The organism is Cognatundibacterium griseum (assembly GCF_014284195.1).
In the GTDB taxonomy this organism is placed as follows: Bacteria; Pseudomonadota; Gammaproteobacteria; order Burkholderiales; family Burkholderiaceae_D; genus Undibacterium; species Undibacterium griseum.
This window is the reverse complement of record NZ_JACOGC010000001.1, coordinates 106,204-128,381: the sequence shown is the minus strand read 5'-3', so window position 1 is coordinate 128,381 and position 22,178 is coordinate 106,204. Positions and strand designations below refer to the sequence as shown.

Here is a 22,178-nt window from a genome sequence, read left to right as displayed (position 1 = left end):
AATTAACGCTTCTGACGTAATTTCTGTATCGCTGCCAATTGGGCGATTGCCGATGCCAGTTCTGCCTGTGCTTGCGCATAGTCAATCTTGGAATCGCGATTAGCCAGTGCCTCTTCCGCTTGCTTCTTAGCTTCGCTGGCCTTGGCTTCGTCCAGATCGTGACCACGAATTGCCGTATCTGCCAATACAGTGACGGTATCAGGCTGCACTTCCAGCAAACCGCCGGCGACGAAAACAAATTCGTCTTCGGTTTTACCGGGAACCTTAATACGTACTGCACCCGGTTTGATACGGGTAATCAGCGGAGTATGCTTTGGATAGATACCCAATTCACCAGCCTCACCTGGCAACGCGACGAATTCGGCTTCACCAGAAAAGATAGACTCTTCTGCAGAAACCACGTCAACGTGAATAGTGTGTGCCATGTCGGACCCTTTGTATACGCTTGAAAAAGCTGTGCTGCGGTGGTTCAGACCGCAGCGCTAGTGCTGAATTTACGCAGCCAGTTTTTTCGCTTTTTCGATTGCTTCGTCGATAGTACCTACCATGTAGAACGCTTGTTCTGGCAGGTGATCGAGTTCACCGGACGCGATCATTTTAAAGCCCTTGATCGTGTCTTTCAGTGAGACGTATTTACCCGGAGAACCGGTAAACACTTCAGCAACGTGGAAAGGCTGAGACAGGAAACGTTGCATCTTACGTGCACGTGCAACGATCAGCTTGTCTTCAGGCGCCAGTTCGTCCATACCCAGAATCGCGATAATGTCACGCAATTCTTTGTAGCGTTGCAGAGTACCCTGAACAGCGCGCGCTGTTTCATAGTGCTCTTGACCCACAACTTGTGGATCCAGCTGACGGGATGTGGAATCCAGTGGATCAACCGCTGGGTAAATACCCAGGGAAGCGATGTCACGGGACAGAACAACTGTCGAATCCAGGTGAGCGAAAGTTGTCGCTGGAGATGGATCGGTCAAGTCATCGGCTGGAACATACACGGCCTGGATCGAAGTAATCGAACCGGTTTTAGTCGATGTAATACGCTCTTGCAGACGGCCCATTTCTTCCGCCAGCGTAGGCTGATAACCCACCGCGGAAGGCATACGACCCAGCAACGCGGATACTTCGGTACCGGCCAGTGTATAACGGTAGATGTTATCCACAAAGAACAGAACGTCTTTACCTTCGTCACGGAAACCTTCAGCGATCGTCAGGCCAGTCAGCGCAACGCGCAGACGGTTACCTGGCGGTTCATTCATCTGACCGTACACCATCGCCACTTTGGAGTTTTCCGGATTTTCCAGATCAACCACTTTTGCGTCAGCCATTTCGTGGTAGAAGTCATTACCCTCACGAGTACGCTCACCCACACCGGCAAACACGGACAAACCGCTGTGTGCCTTGGCGATGTTGTTAATCAGTTCCATCATGTTCACGGTCTTACCCACACCCGCACCACCGAACAGACCGACCTTACCACCTTTAGCGAATGGGCAAACCAGATCAATCACCTTGATACCGGTTTCCAGCAATTCCTGGGATGGGGACAGTTCGTCGTAAGCAGGCGCTTTACGGTGAATGGAGGCTGTCTGCTCATGGCTGACCGGACCGCATTCATCGATAGGGTTACCCAATACGTCCATAATACGACCCAGCGTTGCTTTGCCGGTTGGTACCATGATGGGCTTACCAGTGTTAGTGATTGTCATGCCACGACGCAGACCATCGGAAGAACCCAGAGCAATCGTACGGACGATACCGTCACCCAATTGCTGCTGTACTTCCAGAGTCAGATCGGAGCCTTCCATTTTCAAGGCATCGTAAACCTTAGGCATCGCGTCACGTGGGAATTCAACGTCCACCACAGCGCCGATACACTGAACGATTTTGCCATTAGCCATGTTCGTTCCTTCAATAATTTTAAATTCAGTTTAGACCGCTGCCGCACCGGCGACGATCTCGGAGAGCTCTTTGGTAATCGCGGCCTGACGGGTTTTGTTATAAACCAGCTTCAGCTCACCAATCACATTACCCGCGTTATCACTTGCTGCCTTCATCGCCACCATACGGGCCGACTGTTCGGACGCCATGTTTTCAGCAACGGCCTGATAAATCAGCGCTTCAACATAACGGATCAGCAATTCATCAATCACGGTATTGGCATCTGGTTCGTAGATATAGTCCCACGAATGGGCTGATTTATCTGTTTCCAGTTTGTCGGCGGTCAGAGGCAGTAACTGCTCCATCACCGGCTCTTGCTTCATGGTGTTGATGAATTTTGTGTAGCTCAGGTAAACCGCATCAAGTTTGCCTTCCTGATAAGCATCCAGCAGTACTTTTACCGGACCAATCAGTTTATCAAGATGCGGGGCGTCGCCAAGCTGTACAGCATGCGCAACGACCGGAGCACTGATACGATTCAGGAAACCGAGACCTTTATTACCAATTGCAACCGCTTCTACTTTAGAACCCTTACCTTCGAGTTCACGCAATTTGTTGGTGACCAGACGTAATACGTTGGTATTCAAGCCACCACACAAACCTTTATCTGTCGTCACAACGATCAGACCAATCTTCTTGGCCTGATCCTGCTGAACCATAAAAGGATGCGTGTACTCTGGGTTGGCCTGTGACAAGTTGGCAGCGATATGACGAATCTTTTCACTGTATGGGCGGGCTGCACGCATCCGGTCCTGCGCTTTACGCATTTTGGATGCGGCGACCATTTCCATCGCCTTTGTGATCTTCTTCGTATTTTCTACGCTTTTGATCTTGCCACGTATCTCTTTGCCTGCAGCCATGAGTATTGACTCCTTCTAGCTACAGTAAATTAATAGGCGCCGGATTTTTTGAAATCAGCAATTGCGGCAGCCATGGCAGCTTCGCCATCTTTGTCCAGTTGCTTGGTTTCTTCGATCTTCTGCAACAATGCAGCGTGGCTGGTTTTCATGAAGTTGTGTACGCCAGCTTCAAATGCCAGAACGCTCTTCACAGGTACGTCATCCAGGTAACCCTTGTTGACAGCGAACAGCGTCACGGCCATCAGGGAAATCGACAGCGGTGCGTACTGAGCCTGTTTCAGCAATTCAGTCACACGGGCACCACGGTCCAGCTGCTTACGGGTTGCTTCGTCCAGATCGGAAGCAAACTGCGCAAACGCTGCCAGTTCACGATACTGCGCCAAGTCGGTACGGATACCGCCGGACAGGTTTTTGATCACCTTGGTCTGAGCTGCACCACCAACGCGGGAAACCGAGATACCAGCGTTAATCGCTGGGCGGATACCGGCGTTGAACAGGGAAGTTTCCAGGAAGATCTGACCGTCAGTAATCGAAATCACGTTAGTCGGAACGAAAGCGGAAACGTCACCAGCCTGAGTTTCGATAATCGGCAATGCAGTCAGGGAACCTGTTTTACCTTTGACTTCACCTTTGGTGAATGCTTCAACGTAATCAGGGTTCACACGTGCAGCACGCTCCAGCAAACGGGAGTGCAGGTAGAACACGTCACCTGGATAAGCTTCACGGCCTGGCGGGCGGCGCAGCAGCAGGGAAACCTGACGGTAAGCAACCGCTTGTTTGGACAGATCGTCATACACGATCAGCGCATCTTCACCGCGGTCACGGAAATATTCACCCATCGCGCAACCGGAGTAAGCGGATACGTATTGCATCGCTGCGGATTCAGACGCAGTTGCTGCAACAACGATGGTGTATTCCATTGCGCCGTGGGCTTCGAGAGCGCGCACCACGTTTTTAACGGAAGACGCTTTTTGACCGATCGCTACATAAATACATGTAACGCCCTGGCCTTTTTGATTGATGATGGAGTCGATCGCAACAGCAGTTTTACCTGTCTGACGATCGCCAATGATCAATTCACGCTGACCACGACCAACCGGAACCATGGAGTCGATCGACTTCAGGCCAGTTTGCAGAGGCTGCGAAACGGATTGACGTGCAATAACGCCTGGCGCAATCTTTTCGATAGGCGCAGTCAGTTTTGCATTGATCGGGCCTTTGCCGTCGATAGGCTGACCGAGCGCGTTAACCACGCGGCCGCGCAGTTCAGGGCCGATAGGCACTTCCAGGATACGGCCGGTACATTTGACAGTGTCGCCTTCGGAAATGTGCTCGTAGTCACCGAGAATAACGGCACCTACGGAATCACGTTCCAGGTTCAACGCCAGACCGAAAGTATTGCCTGGGAATTCCAGCATCTCGCCTTGCATCGCGTCAGACAGACCGTGAATGCGGCAGATACCGTCGGTAACGGAAATGACCGTACCTTGATTACGAATCTCAGCGGTATCACCAAGGCCTTGGATCCGGCTCTTGATCAGCTCGCTGATTTCAGATGGGTTGAGTTGCATACTAACTCCTAATATTTATTACGTTCTTACGCGGTCAGGGCGACATGCATTTTTTGCAGCTTGGCACGTACCGACGTATCGAGCACCTGATCACCAACCACGATGCGCACACCGCCGATCAGAGCCGGATCGACTTTGACAGTAGCGTGCAGTTTGCGGCCAAATTTCTGTTCCAATGTACTCGCCAGCTCGCTCAACTGCGCTGCGGACATTTCAAATGCGCTTGTGACTTCCGCATCGGCAGCGCCTTCAAGGGCGTTTTTCAATGCGTGAAACTGGAAAGCGATTTCCGGCAGCAAAGTCAGGCGGTCATAGTCAGCGAGTGTGTTGATGAAGTTTTTTGCTTCAGCAGTCACCGGAGATTTGAGCGCAGACAGGAAAATCTCAGCTTTTTGAGAAGCCGAGATTTTTGGGTTGTGTGCAAGAGCTTGTACATCGGGATGCGCGCCAGCCTGCGCCATTTCGGCAACCAGATCCGACCAGGCGGACAGGTTACCGGTTTGGGCAACACGGAACAGCGCTTCAGCGTAAGGACGAGCGATCGTTGCGAGTTCGGCCATGATTACAGCTCGGTTTTCAGTTGATTCAACAGATCTGCGTGAGCGGATGCATTGATTTCACGTTTCAGAATTTGCTCTGCGCCTTTGACTGCCAATGTGGCAACCTGGTCACGCAACTCTTCACGCGCTTTGGTCACCTGGTTATCGGCGTCTGCTTTTGCAGCAGCAATAATGCGGGCAGCTTCAGCAGCGGCAGTATTTTTGGCTTCATCCACAATCAGGGCAGCGCGTTTTTCCGCGTTGTTGATATGCGTCTTGCCTTCTTCACTTGCAGCAGCCAGTTGCGCCTGCACACGCTTTTCAGCGGCCTGCATTTCTGCCTTGCCTTTATCGGCAGCAGCCAAACCATCTGCAATGCGCTTCATGCGCTCATCAATTGCACCAATCACTGGTGGCCAGATGAATTTCGCGGTTACCAGCGCCAGGATAAAAAACACCCCGGCCTGATACCACATAGATAGATTCAGATTCACGTTAGTTTCCTTATCAAATTAATCGTTCCGCAGGCCTTTGAGGCCCACGGTAGAAAAAGGAAAGCTAATTAGCCTTTGAATGGGTTTGCAGTTGCAAAGAACATGGCGATACCAACACCGATAATGAACGCAGCGTCGATCAGACCAGCCAGCAACAACATCTTGCCTTGCAGTTTTTCCATCAGTTCAGGTTGACGTGCAGAAGCTTCCAGATATTTACCACCCATCATAGCGATACCGATACAAGCACCCAAAGCGCCCAAACCGATGATCAAACCACAAGCCAATGCAACCAAAGCGACGTTAGTCATGAGAAAACTCCTTGAAAGTTAAAATTAAAATACCAAAACCAAATACAAAACCAAAAATGTAAAACTTAAATCAATGCGCTTCGTGAGCCTGTCCCATGTAAACCAGAGTCAGCATCATGAAAATAAACGCTTGCAGAGGCACAATCAGGATATGGAAAATCGACCAGGCAGAACCCAGCACCAGATGACCAATACCTCCTGCGATAGAATCGGAAGCACCCAGCAATGCCGCAATCAGCAGGAACAACAATTCACCGGCAAACATATTGCCAAACAACCGCATACCGAGAGAAAAAGTTTTCGCGGCAAACTCAACCAGATTCAACGCCAGATTGAAAGGGAAGAGCATAGGGCCAAATGGTGCGCTCAGCAATTCTTTAATGAAGCCGCCAACACCTTTGATCTTGAAGCTGTAATACATCATCAGGACAAAAACACCGATAGAAATACCGAGTGTGCCATTCAGATCGGCGGTCGGGACAACGCGGTGGTGCATTTCAGGATCGAGACCCAGCAATGGGAAAAGCCATTGCGAAAACAGATCCACCGGCAAAAAATCGAGAGAGTTCATCAGAACAACCCAGACAAATACCGACAACGCCATAGGAGCGATGAAACTGGTATTGCCATGAACGATGCTTTTTGCGTTGTTGTCCACCATCTCGATGAGCATTTCAACCGCGCATTGAAAACGGCCAGGAACACCGGAAGTGGCCTTACGGGCAGCCATGTACATCACCACCAGAGCGAGCAGGCCACAGAAAACGGACCAGATCACAGTATCGATATTAACGTAGGACATATCCCACAAAGAACTTTGTGGCGTGTGTGAATTGGTGAGATGACCCAGGTGGTGGGCTATATATTCTGACGGAGTGACTTGTTCAGCTGAGCTCATGATCAGTGCCTAAAGAGTAAAATGAAATAGCTTTTCAGCACCACAATGAAGGCGATCAAAAAGGCCGGCCAGTTAACATCGCGGTACCAGTAGACGACCGCAGCTAACAGTGCGATCGTCAATGTAATCTTGAAAAATTCTCCGATGAAAAAACTCATCGGGTTCGCTCCCCCGGGCTTTCGGGCGCTCATGAACAGGCGCAACGCAAAAAAAGCATTCGGAAGTGCGCAACAAATTCCACCCAGCAAGGCAGAAAATGCGACGGAAGCATTGCCGAACACTCCGGCCAGCACAGCCGCAATCAATGCCGTTGCCATCTGCAACAGGACGATACGGGCCATCTTGCTTCCTCACTTTATCTACAAAATGATTATTGATTTCGCGTCATTTGCCACAAAATATTATCAGGCAGCGCGAACCCTCGCCAATCAAAACCACGGAATTATACGTGGTTGTGCGTAACATCGTCAAACGTTTGATGCAATGCCCCAGAATGAGACATCACCAGAAATTTTCATCTTATCCGGCTTGACTCAACAGCTCAGATAGCCAGTCTTTTCCTTGCTTCCAGTCTCCCAGACCGGATTCACTGTTGATGTGTCCCTTTGCACCAATATTGTGAAATTCTGCCTGCCAGGCCTCCGCCCAGGCGCGCGAAACTGCAATATCACACCAGGGGTCATTGTCCGAAGCAATCACTTTGACAGGAAAAGGAAATGGAACTGTTGGCATCGGGGAGAAGCAGGGCGCAGGAAATCCGGCGCGCCCGACATCCGGCGGCGCCACTAATAAAGCACCCTGGATTTTTTGTGTGCCGGTAAGACCCGGCATTCCTGCAGCCATCCAGTGCGCCACCAGCGCACACCCCAGGCTATGCGCAACCAGAATTACCTCATCACTGACCGTACTGACTGCCGATGCCAGCCCTGCCATCCACGCTGTTCTTGTCGGATTATCCCAGTCAGCCTGCTGAACGCGAACAGCCTGCGTCATGGATTGTTCCCACAAACTCTGCCAGTGTGCAGGTCCGGAATCAGACAATCCGGGGCATATCAGTATGGTTGCCATAATATTATTGACCGCGAATTTTCAGAATTACACCGTCCAGCGAATCCAGGTCGGCAAAATCAATAACCAACTGTCCGCGTCCTTTGCTTCCCATTTTCAACACCACCTGCGTTGCCAGCAAATCGGATAATTCTTCTTCAAGACGGGTGATATCGCGTGATTTTTCGACCTTATCACGTGGTTTTCCGGTGGCGTTAGATTCAGCAGCGGTCTTTGCAACCAGTTTTTCCGCTTCACGCACAGACATGCGCTTGGCGACAATCTGATTTGCCAGCTGAATCTGGGTTGCACCATCGGCAGACAGCAGGGAACGGGCATGGCCCATGTCGATATCGCCGGCCATCAGCATGGTCTGCACAGGCTTTGCCAGATTCAGCAAGCGCAGCAGATTGGATACGGCGCTGCGCGAGCGGCCGACGGCATTTGCCGCCTGTTCGTGAGTGAACGAAAAATCCGTGATCAGTCGGTGTATGCCTTGCGCCTCTTCCAGAGGATTTAAGTCTTCGCGCTGGATGTTTTCGATCAGGGCCATCGCAGCCGCGGCCTGGTCATCCACATCCTTGACCAGTACCGGCACTTCCTCCAGACCTGCCATCTGGGAGGCACGGAAGCGGCGTTCACCGGCAATAATTTCATAGCGGGTGATTCCGTTGCTCTGACCGATCGGGCGCACCAGAATCGGCTGCATCAGACCCTGCGCTTTGATGGATGCAGCCAGCTCCGCCAGTGCGCCTTCATCCATGCGGGTACGGGGCTGATACTTACCCGCCTGCATCTGTGTTACGGACAGACTGCTGGGCGAACCGGCCACATTCGGCACCGCCTCAGCAAAATCCCCTGCCCCGCCGAGTAAGGCATCTAATCCCCGCCCCAAACCTTTTTGTTTTTTGATAACCATATTATTTGTCTAATTGTTTAATTCTTTCGACCATCTCTGCCCCAAATGCAATGTACGCCTGCGCACCCTTGGAGGAAGGATCAAATACCACGCCGGGAATACCATATGACGGCGCCTCTGCCAGACGGACATTGCGCGGAATCAGGGTTTTAAACACCTTGTCACCGAAATGCTGCTCCAGCTGATCTGATACCTGTTGAGACAATGTCATGCGCGGATCAAACATGACTCGCAACAGGCCAACTATCTTCAGGTCGGGATTCAGATTGGCAGACACCTTCTTGATCGTATTGGCCAGATCCGATAATCCCTCCAGCGCATAATATTCGCACTGCATCGGAATGATGACGCCATGCGCGGCGCACAAACCATTCAATGTCAGCATGGATAAAGCCGGTGGGCAATCAATCAGGACAAAATCATATTCCGCGCCGACTTGTGCTAACGCATCGCGCAAGCGCTTATCGCGGTTTTCCAGTTCGACCATTTCTACTTCAGCACCCGCCAGTTCACGGTTGGCAGGAAGCACGTCGAACTGACCGGATTCCGACCTTAGCCGGGCGCGGCTCACATCGGATAAACCCAGTAAAACTTCGTACACGGATGCCGTGAGTTTGGCTTTATTAATCCCCGCCCCCATCGTGGCATTTCCCTGCGGATCAAGATCGACCAGCAAAACCCGCTGATTCAGTTTGGCAAGACCGGCTGCCAGATTGACGGTGGTGGTGGTTTTTCCCACGCCACCTTTTTGATTGGCGATACAAAAGATTTTTGCCATAGAGGATTTCCGTGAGTAGATAATCAGTTGTCGATACGTTTCACAAACACCAGATGACGTTCCGCATCCAGTCCCGGTACATGCAGCGCCTGCACACCTGTGACCTGCCAGCCTGCCGGCAAGCGTTCTATTTCCTGGGCAGGTGCCACGCCTTTCATGGCAATGAACCGGCCGCCATCGGCCAGCAGATGGCCGGACCAGTTGATGAAATTGGCCAGCTCGGAAAATGCGCGCGAGGTAATCACATCGAATTTTTCAGCGACGGTCAGTTTTTCAACCCGCCCGGTGTACACCGTGACATTGGCCAGACCAAGCTCCGTCTTTACCTGCGTCAGAAACGCAGTCTTCTTACTGACCGTATCAATCATGGAGATTTTGATGTGCGGATAAACGATCGCCAGCATCATGCCCGGCAAACCGCCACCTGCGCCGACATCCAGAACATTTTTCGCACCTTCAAAAGCCGGTGCGGCAGATAAAGAGTCCAATAGATGCTGCCTGACCATTTCCTGAGGATCACGGATTGCCGTCAGATTGTAAACAGAATTCCATTTAGACAATAATGACAAATAGGCAATCATTTTTTCTATTTGGAGATCATCCAATAACAGGCCTAATTCTTGCACACCTGAAATCAGGCGCTGCTTCAGGCTTGCCGTATCCATCACCGTCATTCTGCGCCCTCCGTTTCAGGCGTTGTTCCGGTTGCAGCCATAAATTCCTTAAACCCTTTTTTCTTCAGGTGTACCAATAACAGGGAAATCGCTGCCGGCGTCACACCGGAGATTCGGCCGCACTGGCCCAGTGTTTCGGGCTGGTGCTTATTGAGTTTCTGGCGCACTTCGATCGACAGACCGCTGACCTCCATATAGTCAAAACCGACCGGCATTTTCAGGTTTTCATAATGAGCATGACGTTCGACTTCTTTCGCCTGGCGGTCGATATAACCCGCATATTTGACCTGGATTTCAACCTGCTCGCGTACCGCCGGATCGGCGACTGCCGGGCCGGCCAGGTCTTGCTGCTCGACGCCGCGCAAGCTCATCAGACTCTCATAATTGACCTGCGGCCGGCGCAACAGATCCGCCAGCGAGTATTCACGCTCGAGGGCTTTGCCCAGCACCCGCTCCGCTTCGGTGGCAGCCAGTATGCGCGGATTGACCCAGGTAGTACGCAGTCTTTCCATTTCACGTGCAACCTGTTCGCGCTTGTTTTCAAATGCCTGCCACTGTGCATCACTGACACAGCCAAGCTGACGCCCGATCCCGGTCAGGCGCATATCGGCATTGTCTTCACGCAGGCTGAGGCGGAATTCAGCACGGCTGGTGAACATACGATAGGGTTCCTGCACGCCCTTGGTGATCAGATCGTCGACCAATACACCCAGATAGGCTTCGTCACGACGCGGCACCCAGGCTTCCCTGCCCTGCGTTTGCAAAGCGGCATTCAGGCCAGCCAGCATACCTTGTGCAGCGGCCTCTTCATATCCGGTGGTGCCATTGATCTGACCCGCAAAGAACAAGCCTTCGATCTGACGGGTTTCCAGCGAAGACTTCAAGCCACGCGGATCAAAGTAGTCGTATTCAATCGCATAGCCGGGGCGCAGGATGTAGGCATTTTCCATGCCACGCATAGAACGCACCAGATCCAGCTGCACATCGAATGGCAGGCTGGTCGAGATACCGTTAGGATAGAACTCATTGGTGGTCAGTCCTTCCGGCTCGAGAAAAATCTGATGCGACTCTTTGCCGGCGAAGCGGTGAATCTTGTCTTCGATCGACGGGCAGTAACGCGGCCCAACCCCCTCGATCACGCCGGTGTACATAGGGCTGCGGTCGAGGCCGGCACGGATAATGTCGTGGGTTTTTTCATTGGTATGAGTGATCCAGCAAGGTACCTGCTTAGGGTGCATGGCAGTCGTTCCCATGTAGGAGAATACCGGCACCGGGTTCAGATCGCCGGGCTGTTCCTGCATCACAGAGAAATCGATACTGCGGCCATCTATGCGTGGTGGAGTCCCCGTTTTCAAGCGCCCTTGCGGCAAAGCCAGCTCTTTCAGACGCGCCGACAGTGACACCGCAGGCGGATCACCGGCACGGCCAGCCGAATAATTATTCAGACCGACATGGATTTTTCCATCCAAAAAAGTGCCCGCAGTCAGCACCACTGCGCGCGCGCGGAAACGAATACCTACCTGTGTCACCGCACCAACCACACGATTGCCCTCAACCAGCAAGTCATCGACGGCCTGCTGAAACAGCCACAGATTTGGCTGATTTTCCAGACGACTGCGTATCGCCTGCTTATATAGAATCCGGTCAGCCTGCGCACGGGTAGCACGTACCGCCGGCCCCTTGGAGGAATTCAGGATACGGAACTGTATACCCGCTTCATCGGTTGCAATTGCCATCGCCCCGCCCATGGCATCCACCTCCTTCACCAGATGGCCCTTACCAATCCCGCCTATGGAAGGATTGCAGGACATCTGACCGAGTGTCTCGATGTTATGAGTCAATAATAAAGTGGACTGCCCCATCCGCGCAGCGGCAAGGGCAGCTTCGGTGCCGGCGTGACCACCACCGACAACAATCACATCGAATTCTTTAGGATAAAACATGGCTAGCTTCTGACAAACAAGGACAGTCAGGATTATAGTTTGTTTTCAGCCCCTGCCCGCACCCGCCAGCTACTCCACAAACAATTTAGCGCTATGTTTCACGTGAAACATAGCGCCAAGCCATTAACAAATATCATTAACACAACGACACCTGACATCCCAAGGTTTCACGTGAAACAATTTGACCCGGTAGATGTAGATGAAAATTTACACACGGAAAAATCCGTCGTAAGTTGTTTTGCAAATTAAAGCCACGACCACCAGCAAAAACATCTTCCGGACAAACCCTGTTCCATGCCTGATCGCGAGATGACTGCCTAACAGCGAGCCACCAATCTGACACGCCGCCATGATTCCGCCCAAGACCCACAACACGTGTCCGCTGAAACCAAACCAGGATAATGCTGCAGCGTTGCAGGCGACATTCAGAACTTTCGCGACAACGGATGCCCGTAAAAAGTCATATCCGAAAATACGCACAAACAGAAACATAAAAAAACTGCCGGTGCCAGGGCCAAAAAAACCATCATAAAATCCGATTGCCGCAGCAACCAGCATTGCCAGCATGACCTCTTTATTACCGGAAAACAGCGGCCTGTCATGCGTGCCAAAATCCTTTTTCATGAACGTATAGATCGCCACCGCCGCCAGGATAAAGGGTAAAGCCTTGCGCAACTGGGTTGGCGGAATATGGGTAACCAGATAAGCCCCCAGGAAAGCAAATGCAAAAGACATCGTTGCGGCTGGTAACAACATGCTCCATCGCACAGACACCTTTTGCATATAATTGCGGGCCGCAACGGCTGTCCCCCATATACTGGCAAGCTTGTTGGTTCCCAGCAGAGTTGCCGGAACAGTTCCGGGCATGATCGAAAACAAAGCCGGAACCTGCACCAGCCCGCCACCTCCCACGATCGCATCGACAAAACCAGCAAAAAAAGCAGCGACTCCCAACAACAGCATATCCATCATGAAATTTATTAACCTTGATCTAATTACATCCAACATCTGGCAAGCTATGCAGCATAACAAGTCTTGCCAATATTGGGTAAAACAAATATCACCATCACAACATGGGGAGTATGGCCATGCAGAGCTTTGAATTTCAGACCGTCCCACACATTGTCAGTCAGCTGGGTGCTGCCAGTCAGCTCGGCAAGCTCGTGTCCCGACAATATCCTGCCTGCCGTCACCTCCTCTTGGTCACGGACCGGGGTTTTCTGGACACCGGGCAAGTACAACCCGTGCTGGACAGCCTGCACAGCGAAAAATTCCAGGTTTCCGTATTTGCGGATGTGATTGCCGATCCTCCTGAAGCCATTGTCTTAGAAGCAGCCCAAAATGCACGGGAACTGGGAATCGATCTGGTGATCGGCTTAGGAGGGGGCAGCTCAATGGATGTGGCGAAGCTGATCGCTGTGCTTGCGCAGAATACCCAGAGCTTATCCACGATGTACGGGATTGGTAATGTGACAGGAAAACGCCTTCCTCTGATTCAGATACCGACGACTGCCGGAACCGGTTCAGAAGTAACGCCAATCTCCATCGTAACAACAGGCGCAACCACTAAAATGGGCGTGGTCTCTCCGCAGCTGTATGCCGATATTGCAGTTCTGGATGCTTCACTGACGATTGGTTTGCCATCTAAAGTCACCGCGGCCACAGGCATTGATGCGATGGTCCACGCCATTGAGGCCTATACCACACGTCACAAGAAAAATCCGGTATCCGATATGCTGGCGCGGCAGGCATTGAAATTACTCTGGAATAACATTGATCAGGCTTGTACCAATGGCCAGAATCTGGTCGCCCGCCAGTCTATGCTGCTGGGCGCCATGATGGCCGGCCAGTCTTTCGCCAATGCACCCTGTGCTGCGGTACACGCGCTGGCCTACCCGATTGGCGGTATTTTCCATGTACCTCACGGCTTATCTAATTCACTGGTCCTGCCGCATGTCCTCCGGTTTAACGCCCCTGCTGCATCCGAACTGTATGCAGAACTAGCCGACATCATTGCGCCGGATGCCAGAGGCAGTACCGAAGCGCGCTGCAACGCCTTAATCAGCGCGATGGAAGACCTTGCCCTGCGCACCGGGATAGAAACCCGCCTGCGTCAGGTTGGCATTCAGCAACAGGATCTGGACCGCCTGGCCGCCGACGCAATGCTGCAAACCCGTCTGCTCGGCAATAATCCACGCGAAGTGGGACTCGCCGATGCCCGTGCAATTTATGCTGCCGCTTGGTAAATGACCGGCGTTCAGCCAGCATGACACAACAGTTTTGCCACATCACGCCGGATAAAAGTGAAATAGAAAAATAGACGTCGGACTGCGTATTCGAGCACAAGAAAAAAGCCCCGCCGTTGCGGGGCTTTTTTCGGTTGATGCAGACAGGCAAGGGTCGCTGCTTTCAGTGCTTTCCTTTTGCGGTGCGCTGAAATACCACTGCCAGCTCGCCGACGATCCCTTTACGGAACAGCAAAACGCAGATAATAAAAATAAAACCCGTCACGATCGTTACCGAATCCCCCAGTGTACGGAACCACTCTACCGTAGTGATATTGGCCAGCAGATTACCCAGATCGCCCAACTTATTTTCCAGCGCAATAATAATGATTGCCCCGACAATCGGCCCTGCCAGCGTCCCCAGACCACCTACCAGCGTCATCAGCACGACCAGGCCAGACATGGTCCAGTGCACATCCGTCAGCGTCTCAAAGCCCAGCACCAGCGTCTTGGTTGCGCCTGCCAGACCCGCCAGCGCCGCCGACAATACAAATGCCATCAGCTTATATCTGTCAACGTCATAACCCAGGGAAATGGCACGCGGCTCATTTTCCTTGACTGCTTTCAGTACCTGCCCGAAAGGAGAATGAATCGTACGCACCACCAGCATGAAACCAAAGACAGCAATCGCCAGCACAACATAATACAAAGTCAGATCAGAACTCAGGTCGATCATGCCAAGCAATTTTCCGCGCGGAACACCCTGCAAACCATCCTCGCCGCCAGTGAATTTGGCCTGCAAAAATACAAAATACAGCATCTGCGCCAGCGCCAGCGTGATCATGGTGAAATAGATGCCCTGGCGCCGGATCGCCAGCGCCCCCATGACCAGCCCAATCAGCGCAGCGGCCGCAACGCCGAGCAGGAGTCCGATTTCCGTCGGTAAACCCGCATCGCGCAAAGCCCAGCCCGCGATATAACCGGCGCCGCCAAAAAAAGCCGCATGACCAAAAGACAGCAAGCCGGTAAACCCGATCAGCAGATTGAATGCGCAGGCAAACAAGGCAAAACATAACAGCTTCATCAGAAATACCGGGTACATCAATGTCGGTGCCACCAGCAACGCCAGCAGAGCAATACCGTAAGTCATCTTTTTATTCATGATCGCTCCGATTATTTTTCTTTACCAAACAGGCCAGCCGGGCGAATCATGAGCACAATCGCCATGACAATAAAGACCACCGTCGCCGACAGTTCAGGGTAAAACACGCGGGTCAGCCCTTCGATGATGCCCAGACCCAGCCCGGTCAGAATTGAACCAAGAATTGATCCCATTCCACCGATCACCACCACAGCAAACACAGTGATGATCAGGTTGGAACCCATCAGTGGTGATACCTGAATAACCGGTGCAGCGAGCACACCGGCAAATGCGGCGAGCGCCACGCCAAAACCATAAGTCATGGTGACCATCAGTGGCACATTGATACCGAATGCTTCAACCAGTTTGGGATTTTCTGTTCCCGCCCGTAAATAAGCGCCGAGCTTCGTCTTTTCGATCACAAACCAGGTCGCAAAACACACGATCAGTGACGCCAGCACGACCCAGGCCCGGTAATTCGGCAGGATCATAAAGCCGAGATTGGTCGCCCCCATCAGCGCATCGGGAACGGAATACGGCTGACCGGAAACGCCGTAAACGGAGCGGAATACCCCTTCGAGCATCAGCGTGATCCCGAAAGTCAGCAGCAATCCGTACAGATGATCCAGCTTGTACAACCAGCGCAGCATGGTTTTTTCAATCACGATACCGAAAATACCCACGAGCAGGGGTGCAGCGATCAGCATCACCCAGTAATTGATGCCGAAATAATTCATGCCCATCCAGGCGAGGAATGCCCCCATCATGTACAGAGCACCGTGTGCAAAGTTAATGACGTTCAGCAATCCGAAAATAACCGCCAGCCCCAGAGACAGCATGGCGTAAAAAGAGCCGTTCACCAGACCCAGTAAAAGCTGGCTCAGCATCGCTTGCAGCGGAATACCAAATATTTCCATGGCACTCTTCAGAAAAATTTCCGTCGCAACGGAGGATGAAAATACCGGGTTTTTCCCCAATCGCCCGGAGGCGGAAAAACCCGCTGACAATGAATCCACTGCCCCGCCTGTACCCCGGAGAAAATTCCGGGGTACAAACCGGCAATCAGATTATTTCCATAATGCGCACTTGGATTCGGCCTTCGATGTGAATGCTTGCTCACCAGGAATCGTTTGTGCCACCTTGTAATAGTCCCAAGGCTCTTTGGATTCTGACTGGGCTTTGACCTGCATCAGATACATGTCGTGGATCATGCTACCGTCGGCACGGACATAGCCGTTCTTGGCATACATGTCGTTAATCTTCATGCTCTTCAGCTTCGCCATGACCTTGTCTGTGTCATCGCTGCCGGCCGCCTTGACCGCATTCAGGTACTGGATGGTGGCCGAATAATCTGCGGCTTGCAGACTGGAAGGCATCTTCTTCATTTTTTCAAAATACCGGCGCGACCAGGTGCGTGCTTCCGGAGTCTGGTTCCAGTACCAGCTGTCGGTCAGGTACATGCCTTGTGTCAGATTCAGTCCGAGCGAGTGGATGTCATTGATAAACATCAGCAGACCGGCCAGTTTCATCGACTTGGTGACGCCAAATTCATTGGCCGCTTTAATCGCGTTAATCGTGTCGCCGCCTGCGTTGGCCAGCCCCAGAATCTGCGCTTTGGAAGTCTGGGCCTGCAACAGGAAGGAAGAAAAATCAGACGCAGAAAGCGGATGTTTCACCGAACCGGACACCGTGCCGCCATTCGCCTTGACAACGTTGGCAGTATCATTTTCCAGCGAGGCGCCAAAAGCGTAATCCGCTGTCAGGAAATACCAGCTTTTCCCACCCTGCTTCACAACTGCCGAACCGGTACCTTTCGCCAGCGCAACGGTATCGTAAGCGTAATGCACGGTATTTGGTGTGCATTCTTCATTTGTCAGGCGGGCGGTGCCGGCGCCGATCGAGATAAAGACTTTTTTCTTTTCTGCCGCCACTTTGGACATCGACAGGGAAGTACCGGAATTCGTCCCGCCAATCAGCATATCCACACCATCGCGGTCAAACCATTCGCGTGCGCGGCTGGCAGCAATGTCTGCCTTATTCTGGTGATCCGCCGTCACCAGTTCAATTTTCTTGCCGAGAACCGTGCCGCCAAAATCGGCAATCGCCATTTTGATGGCTTCGATCCCGCCCTGACCGTCAATGTCGGAATACAGACCGGAAATATCCGTGATGAAACCGATTTTGACGACATCGCCCGATACCTGGGCAGATGCGGAACCGGCAAACCCCGCCAGAGCGGCGGCGACAGCGAGGCTGGCTGCTTTGTATTTTACTTTCATGTCTTCTCCAATCACTTTTTATGAATACCTGCAAACCTGCAGGTCACGGCAGAAATCGTTACACACCCAACAGCTCATTCAAGACAGGCATTTTGTCCTGCAGCTGTGAGGCTGCGAAAGTTTCGACAATCTGCCCGTGCTCCATCACATAAAACCGGTCTGCCAGTGGTGCGGCAAAACGGAAATTCTGTTCAACCATCACAATCGTGTAGCCTTTGGCCTTCAGCGTCATGATCATCCGGGCCAATGCCTGCACGATCACCGGTGCCAGCCCTTCGGAGATCTCGTCCAGCAACAGCAGACGAGCGCCGGTACGCAAAATGCGTGCAACAGCCAGCATCTGCTGCTCGCCGCCGGACAAACGCGTTCCCTGACTGTTTTTACGTTCCGCCAGATTGGGAAACATGGCGTAAATTTCTTCCACCGGCATACCGGCGTGATCGTGCGAAACCAAGGGCGGCAACATCAGGTTTTCCTCAGTCGATAAAGAAGAAAATATGCCGCGTTCCTCAGGGCAATAACCTACGCCGAGATGAGCGATTTTATGCGTTGGCAGGCCGACGGATTCGACGCCATTGATTTTGATTGAGCCCTTGCGCGCACCGGTCAATCCCATGATGGCACGCATGGTGGTGGTGCGGCCAGCGCCATTCCTGCCAAGCAGGGTAACGACTTCGCCCGGATGCACCAGCAGATTCACATCATGCAGGATATGCGACTCGCCATACCAGGCCTGGAGATGGCTGATTTCCAATGCGGGGGTAGTTGTCGGGACGCTCATGCATGCGCCCCCTGAAGTTCACCCTCGGTACTGCCCATATACGCCTCCATGACTTTCGGATTCTGAGAAACTTCGGCGTAAGTTCCCTCTGCCAGCATTGCTCCCCGTTGCAATACCGATATTTTGTCGCAGATACCGGAAATCACGCTCATATTGTGTTCCACCATCAGAATAGTGCGGCCAGCCGACACTTTCTTGATTAACTCTGTCACACGGTGCACATCTTCGTGTCCCATGCCCTGAGTCGGCTCATCAAGCAGCATCATTTCCGGCTCCATCGCCAGCGTGGTGGCGATTTCCAGCGCGCGCTTGCGGCCGTACGGCAAATCAACCGTGACCGTGGATGCAAATTCCGTCAGATCAACCTGCGCCAGCAGCTCCATGGCGCGTTCATCCAGACGGTTCAGACTGTGATGGCTTTTCCAGAAATGAAATGAGTTTCCCAATGTCCGCTGTAGCCCGATACGCACGTTTTCCAGCACCGTCATGTGCGGAAACACGGCTGAAATCTGAAATGAGCGGATGATGCCCTGACGTGCAATCTGGGCTGGTCTTGCGGAAGTAATATCCTGACCGTTGAACAGAATCTGTCCTGAAGTCGGCACCAGAAATTTGGTCAGCAAATTAAAACAGGTGGTTTTACCGGCGCCATTCGGGCCGATCAGTGCATGAATATGTCCGCGCTGAACCTGCAGGTCTACGGCATTGACCGCCGTAAAGCCCTTGAACTCTTTCGTCAGGCGCTTGGTCTCCAGGATGACATTATTGGTCATCTCGTCTCCTTGTTGTTTCCAGAACCGCACCTTTTGGCGTCAGTCCCTGTTTTTATGAAAACACCACAACAAACCCGCTGATCGTGCAGCGGGCATTTATTATTTTATTCTTGAGAACCGCGCTGAAACTATACCTGCAAAATATGCTGGTTCAACGACATTTTGTACGTTTTGCCTCATTGTGATTCTCAACTTTTGATAGTAACCAGCAAATCAAGTGATCGCCAATACGGTATAACTACGGTAAGTAATAGCACGTAGATCAACGATAAACCGCCTTCCTCAGGAGCTGGTTCTGAGCATGTGCAATGCCGCTTTTTCAGCAATCATGATGGTGGGAGAATTGGTATTACCGGAAGTAATCGTCGGCATAATCGATGCATCCGCCACCCTCAGACCACGGATACCCCTGACGCATAATCTGCTGTCGACCACGGCACTGGCATCATCTGCCAGTCCCATTTTGCAAGTGCCAACCGGATGAAAAATAGTGGTGCCGATATCGCCGGCAGCTCTGGCGAGTTCTTCTTCGGTACGGAATTCCACGCCCGGTTTCATCTCTTCCGGCAGGTATTTCTGCAAGGCCGGCGCTGCAACAATTTTCCTCGTCAAAGTCAGTGAGTCTGCCGCGATTCTGCGGTCCTCCGGCGTGCTCAGATAATTCGGCACAATCTTTGGTGTTGCCAGCGGATCTGCAGCGGCAATCCGGACATGGCCGCGTGAAGTGGGACGCAGGTTGCAGACACTGGCGGTAAACGCCGGAAAATCGTGCAGCGGATCACCGAATTTTTCCAGTGACAGAGGTTGCACATGGTATTGCAGATTTGGTGTTTCCTGACCTGCATCCGAGCGGGTGAACGCGCCAAGCTGGGAAGGTGCCATGGACATCGGACCACTCTGGAACATCAGATATTCAAGGCCGATACGAGCTTTGCCAAACAGGCTGTTCGCCATCTTGTTCAGCGTTCTGGCGCCCTGGATTTTGAAGGCCGAACGGATCTGTAAATGATCCTGCAGATTGGCGCCGACACCGGGCAAATCGTGCACCACCGGCACCCCCACCTGTTGCAAGTGTGCAGCGTCGCCAATACCGGAATGTTGCAGAATTGCCGGTGACCCGATCGCGCCGGCAGCCAGCACGGTTTCGCGCCGGGATTCGGCAAACCATGCCCGCCCGCCGCCGGTGAATTCAACGCCGGAGCAACGCTTTCCCTGTTCATCGGCGGTAATCCGCAGACGCTGTACCTGGCAACCTGTCATGATGGTCAGGTTCGGCCGGCTGGCGGCTGGCTTCAGAAACGCTTTGGCGGCGTTCCAGCGGATACCGCGTTTCTGGTTCACATCGAAATAACCGCAACCTTCATTGTCACCGCGATTAAAGTCATCCGTTTTCGGGATGCCGGTCTGGGCGGCGGCTTCGCGGAAAGCATCCAGGATCTCCCACGACAGGCGCTGCCGTTCAACCCGCCATTCGCCGCCACTGCCATGAAATGCGGCATCAGCGCTGTAATGGTCCTCGCTTTTTTTAAACAAGGGCAGCACCTGATCCCAGCGCCAGCTGTCATCGCCGCTCAGCGCCGCCCATTCGTTGTAGTCACGTTCCTGACCACGCATGTAAATCATGCCGTTGATGGATGAGCAGCCACCCAGCACTTTGCCGCGCGGATAAATCAGGCTGCGGCCATTCAGCCCCGGTTCGGATTCCGTCCGGAACATCCAGTCGGTACGCGGATTATTGATGCAGTACAGATAGCCGACCGGAATATGAATCCACAGATAATCATCTTTCCCGCCAGCCTCAATCAGCAGCACATGATTTTCTGGCCGTTGCGACAGCCGGTTTGCCAGAACACAACCTGCGGTGCCACCACCAATCACAATGTAGTCATACTGACCTGCTGATTCCATACCATCTTTCCCCGAATAATTAAGCTGCCTGCATGTCGCGGACGAGTTCCGCCATCAGATCCGCCGCACTGATTTCCTTGCTTCTGGCGACACCCTGTCCGCACCACAAAGACATCAGTTCCGTATTGTTTTCTTTCGCTGCTGCTGCGCGGATTGAACCAGTCAGCGCATTCTGAATTGGATAAGCCGGGACTTGTTCCGCCACTCCCGCCATCAGCTGCATGAAACGATTGTCGAGACCACGTGCATAGCGCCCTGAAAAAGCCCGGGTCTGGCGTGTGGTGTCGCTGTCTGCCTGCAACAGACGTTGTTTGTAAGCGGAAGAAATCCCGGACTCCAGCGTCGTCAGGAAAGCCGTTCCCATCTGCACCCATTGCGCACCGGCGGCGCGCATGGCGGCAATATCACGGCCATCCATGATACCGCCCGCAGCGATCAGCGGAATCTGCATATGCGGACGGCAGGCCTTCAGCAGCGCCATCGTGCCCAGCGTGGATGCCTGCTGAGCGCCGATAAATGTACCGCGATGTCCGCCAGCCTCCACACCTTGCAAACAGACCGCGTCGGCTCCGATCGCCTGCCATACGATCGCTTCCTGCAAATTGGTCGCGGTGCCGACTACCAGAATCCCGGCGTCGTGCAAGCGCTGCATCTGGCTGCCGTGCAAAACATCAAAGGTAAAGCTGGCGACCGCCGGATGTGCGGTAATCAGCGCATCTAACTGTGATTCAAAATCTTCGCACCAGCGCGTTGGCGTCGGCAGCGTTTCCCAGCCCAGTTCCTGACAAACCGGCTGCAACAGGAGTTTGGCCGATTCCAGCGCGGCGAAATCGATCGCTGGCCGGGCCTGCACAAAAAGATTGATTGCAAACGGTTTATCCGTCAGGCGGCGGATATGTTCGGCCTGTTCGATAATCGCCAGCGGGGACAACAGCGGCGCCGCCAGCGAACCCAGGCCACCGGCATTGGACACAGCGGCCACCAGCTCCGGCGTCGTGGCACCGCCCGCCATTGGCGCCTGTATGATCGGATAAGGGCAAAGATGATCCATCGTCAGCATGAAATTTCCTTCGTCAGAGTGTTGTGTGTGATGAGAGCA

The 22,178-nt window shown here is 52.8% G+C and carries 23 protein-coding genes; 1 reads left to right on the top strand and 22 read right to left on the bottom strand.

Features of this window, described 5'->3' with window-relative positions; genetic code table 11:
- Window positions 1-2: 2 nt before the first annotated feature.
- The 15 genes from H8K27_RS00545 to H8K27_RS00475 form a co-directional block, all read right to left on the bottom strand.
- A complete protein-coding gene (locus tag H8K27_RS00545; RefSeq protein WP_176803035.1) occupies window positions 3-425 on the bottom strand; it encodes a F0F1 ATP synthase subunit epsilon in 423 nt (140 codons plus the stop codon).
- Between the two features lie 69 nt (window positions 426-494).
- On the bottom strand, window positions 495-1,898 hold the full coding sequence (gene atpD, locus H8K27_RS00540) for a F0F1 ATP synthase subunit beta (RefSeq protein WP_176803034.1): 1,404 nt from the start codon (window positions 1,896-1,898) through the stop codon (window positions 495-497).
- A 30-nt stretch (window positions 1,899-1,928) separates the two neighbouring features.
- Window positions 1,929-2,798, bottom strand: coding sequence for a F0F1 ATP synthase subunit gamma (gene atpG / locus H8K27_RS00535; RefSeq protein WP_186861296.1), 870 nt, complete (start codon window positions 2,796-2,798; stop codon window positions 1,929-1,931).
- Between the two features lie 29 nt (window positions 2,799-2,827).
- Window positions 2,828-4,369: a F0F1 ATP synthase subunit alpha gene (gene atpA, locus H8K27_RS00530; RefSeq protein WP_186861295.1), complete on the bottom strand. Its 1,542-nt coding sequence runs from the start codon at window positions 4,367-4,369 to the stop codon at window positions 2,828-2,830.
- 26 nt (window positions 4,370-4,395) lie between these two features.
- Entirely contained in the window at window positions 4,396-4,929 is a 534-nt protein-coding gene (locus H8K27_RS00525) for a F0F1 ATP synthase subunit delta (RefSeq protein ID WP_186861294.1), read from the bottom strand.
- 2 nt (window positions 4,930-4,931) lie between these two features.
- Window positions 4,932-5,402, bottom strand: coding sequence for a F0F1 ATP synthase subunit B (locus tag H8K27_RS00520; protein ID WP_186861293.1), 471 nt, complete (start codon window positions 5,400-5,402; stop codon window positions 4,932-4,934).
- A gap of 68 nt (window positions 5,403-5,470) precedes the next feature.
- Window positions 5,471-5,713, bottom strand: coding sequence for a F0F1 ATP synthase subunit C (gene atpE / locus H8K27_RS00515; RefSeq protein WP_176803029.1), 243 nt, complete (start codon window positions 5,711-5,713; stop codon window positions 5,471-5,473).
- Window positions 5,714-5,783: 70 nt separating this feature from the next.
- Window positions 5,784-6,611 carry a F0F1 ATP synthase subunit A gene (atpB, locus tag H8K27_RS00510; protein ID WP_186861292.1) on the bottom strand — a complete coding sequence of 276 codons (828 nt, stop codon included), beginning with the start codon at window positions 6,609-6,611 and terminating at the stop codon, window positions 5,784-5,786.
- 2 nt (window positions 6,612-6,613) lie between these two features.
- The gene (locus tag H8K27_RS00505; protein WP_186861291.1) at window positions 6,614-6,952 is read right to left on the bottom strand and encodes an ATP synthase subunit I; all 339 of its coding nucleotides are present in this window, start codon (window positions 6,950-6,952) and stop codon (window positions 6,614-6,616) included.
- 178 nt (window positions 6,953-7,130) lie between these two features.
- The gene (locus H8K27_RS00500) at window positions 7,131-7,679 is read right to left on the bottom strand and encodes an RBBP9/YdeN family alpha/beta hydrolase (protein WP_186861290.1); all 549 of its coding nucleotides are present in this window, start codon (window positions 7,677-7,679) and stop codon (window positions 7,131-7,133) included.
- 4 nt (window positions 7,680-7,683) lie between these two features.
- A complete protein-coding gene (locus H8K27_RS00495) occupies window positions 7,684-8,577 on the bottom strand; it encodes a ParB/RepB/Spo0J family partition protein (RefSeq protein WP_186861289.1) in 894 nt (297 codons plus the stop codon).
- Window position 8,578: 1 nt separating this feature from the next.
- The gene (locus tag H8K27_RS00490) at window positions 8,579-9,355 is read right to left on the bottom strand and encodes a ParA family protein (protein WP_186861288.1); all 777 of its coding nucleotides are present in this window, start codon (window positions 9,353-9,355) and stop codon (window positions 8,579-8,581) included.
- Between the two features lie 23 nt (window positions 9,356-9,378).
- Window positions 9,379-10,029 carry a 16S rRNA (guanine(527)-N(7))-methyltransferase RsmG gene (gene rsmG, locus H8K27_RS00485; protein ID WP_186861287.1) on the bottom strand — a complete coding sequence of 217 codons (651 nt, stop codon included), beginning with the start codon at window positions 10,027-10,029 and terminating at the stop codon, window positions 9,379-9,381.
- Window positions 10,026-11,972, bottom strand: coding sequence for a tRNA uridine-5-carboxymethylaminomethyl(34) synthesis enzyme MnmG (gene mnmG, locus H8K27_RS00480; RefSeq protein WP_186861286.1), 1,947 nt, complete (start codon window positions 11,970-11,972; stop codon window positions 10,026-10,028). The genes rsmG and mnmG overlap by 4 nt, the downstream gene beginning before the upstream one ends.
- A 207-nt stretch (window positions 11,973-12,179) precedes the next feature.
- Entirely contained in the window at window positions 12,180-12,944 is a 765-nt protein-coding gene (locus H8K27_RS00475) for a TSUP family transporter (protein WP_186861976.1), read from the bottom strand.
- Window positions 12,945-13,060: 116 nt separating this feature from the next.
- Here H8K27_RS00475 and H8K27_RS00470 point away from each other — a divergent pair, with 116 nt between their 5' ends.
- The gene (locus H8K27_RS00470; RefSeq protein ID WP_186861285.1) at window positions 13,061-14,218 is read left to right on the top strand and encodes an iron-containing alcohol dehydrogenase; all 1,158 of its coding nucleotides are present in this window, start codon (window positions 13,061-13,063) and stop codon (window positions 14,216-14,218) included.
- 163 nt (window positions 14,219-14,381) lie between these two features.
- On the opposite strand, the gene H8K27_RS00465 is transcribed toward H8K27_RS00470, so the two are convergent.
- The 7 genes from H8K27_RS00465 to H8K27_RS00435 all read right to left on the bottom strand — a co-directional run bounded on the left by H8K27_RS00465 (window position 14,382) and on the right by H8K27_RS00435 (window position 22,139).
- Window positions 14,382-15,359, bottom strand: coding sequence for a branched-chain amino acid ABC transporter permease (locus H8K27_RS00465; RefSeq protein ID WP_186861284.1), 978 nt, complete (start codon window positions 15,357-15,359; stop codon window positions 14,382-14,384).
- An 11-nt stretch (window positions 15,360-15,370) separates the two neighbouring features.
- On the bottom strand, window positions 15,371-16,255 hold the full coding sequence (locus tag H8K27_RS00460; RefSeq protein ID WP_186861283.1) for a branched-chain amino acid ABC transporter permease: 885 nt from the start codon (window positions 16,253-16,255) through the stop codon (window positions 15,371-15,373).
- Window positions 16,256-16,405: 150 nt separating this feature from the next.
- Window positions 16,406-17,617, bottom strand: a complete 1,212-nt coding sequence (locus H8K27_RS00455) for an ABC transporter substrate-binding protein (RefSeq protein WP_186861282.1) — start codon at window positions 17,615-17,617, stop codon at window positions 16,406-16,408.
- 58 nt (window positions 17,618-17,675) lie between these two features.
- Complete coding sequence (locus H8K27_RS00450) at window positions 17,676-18,398, bottom strand: ABC transporter ATP-binding protein (protein WP_186861281.1); 723 nt, start codon at window positions 18,396-18,398, stop codon at window positions 17,676-17,678.
- Window positions 18,395-19,171, bottom strand: a complete 777-nt coding sequence (locus H8K27_RS00445; RefSeq protein ID WP_186861280.1) for an ABC transporter ATP-binding protein — start codon at window positions 19,169-19,171, stop codon at window positions 18,395-18,397. The genes H8K27_RS00450 and H8K27_RS00445 overlap by 4 nt, the downstream gene beginning before the upstream one ends.
- 282 nt (window positions 19,172-19,453) lie before the next feature.
- A complete protein-coding gene (locus H8K27_RS00440) occupies window positions 19,454-21,079 on the bottom strand; it encodes a GMC family oxidoreductase (RefSeq protein ID WP_186861279.1) in 1,626 nt (541 codons plus the stop codon).
- A gap of 19 nt (window positions 21,080-21,098) precedes the next feature.
- Entirely contained in the window at window positions 21,099-22,139 is a 1,041-nt protein-coding gene (locus H8K27_RS00435) for an NAD(P)H-dependent flavin oxidoreductase (protein ID WP_186861278.1), read from the bottom strand.
- Window positions 22,140-22,178 lie beyond the last annotated feature (39 nt).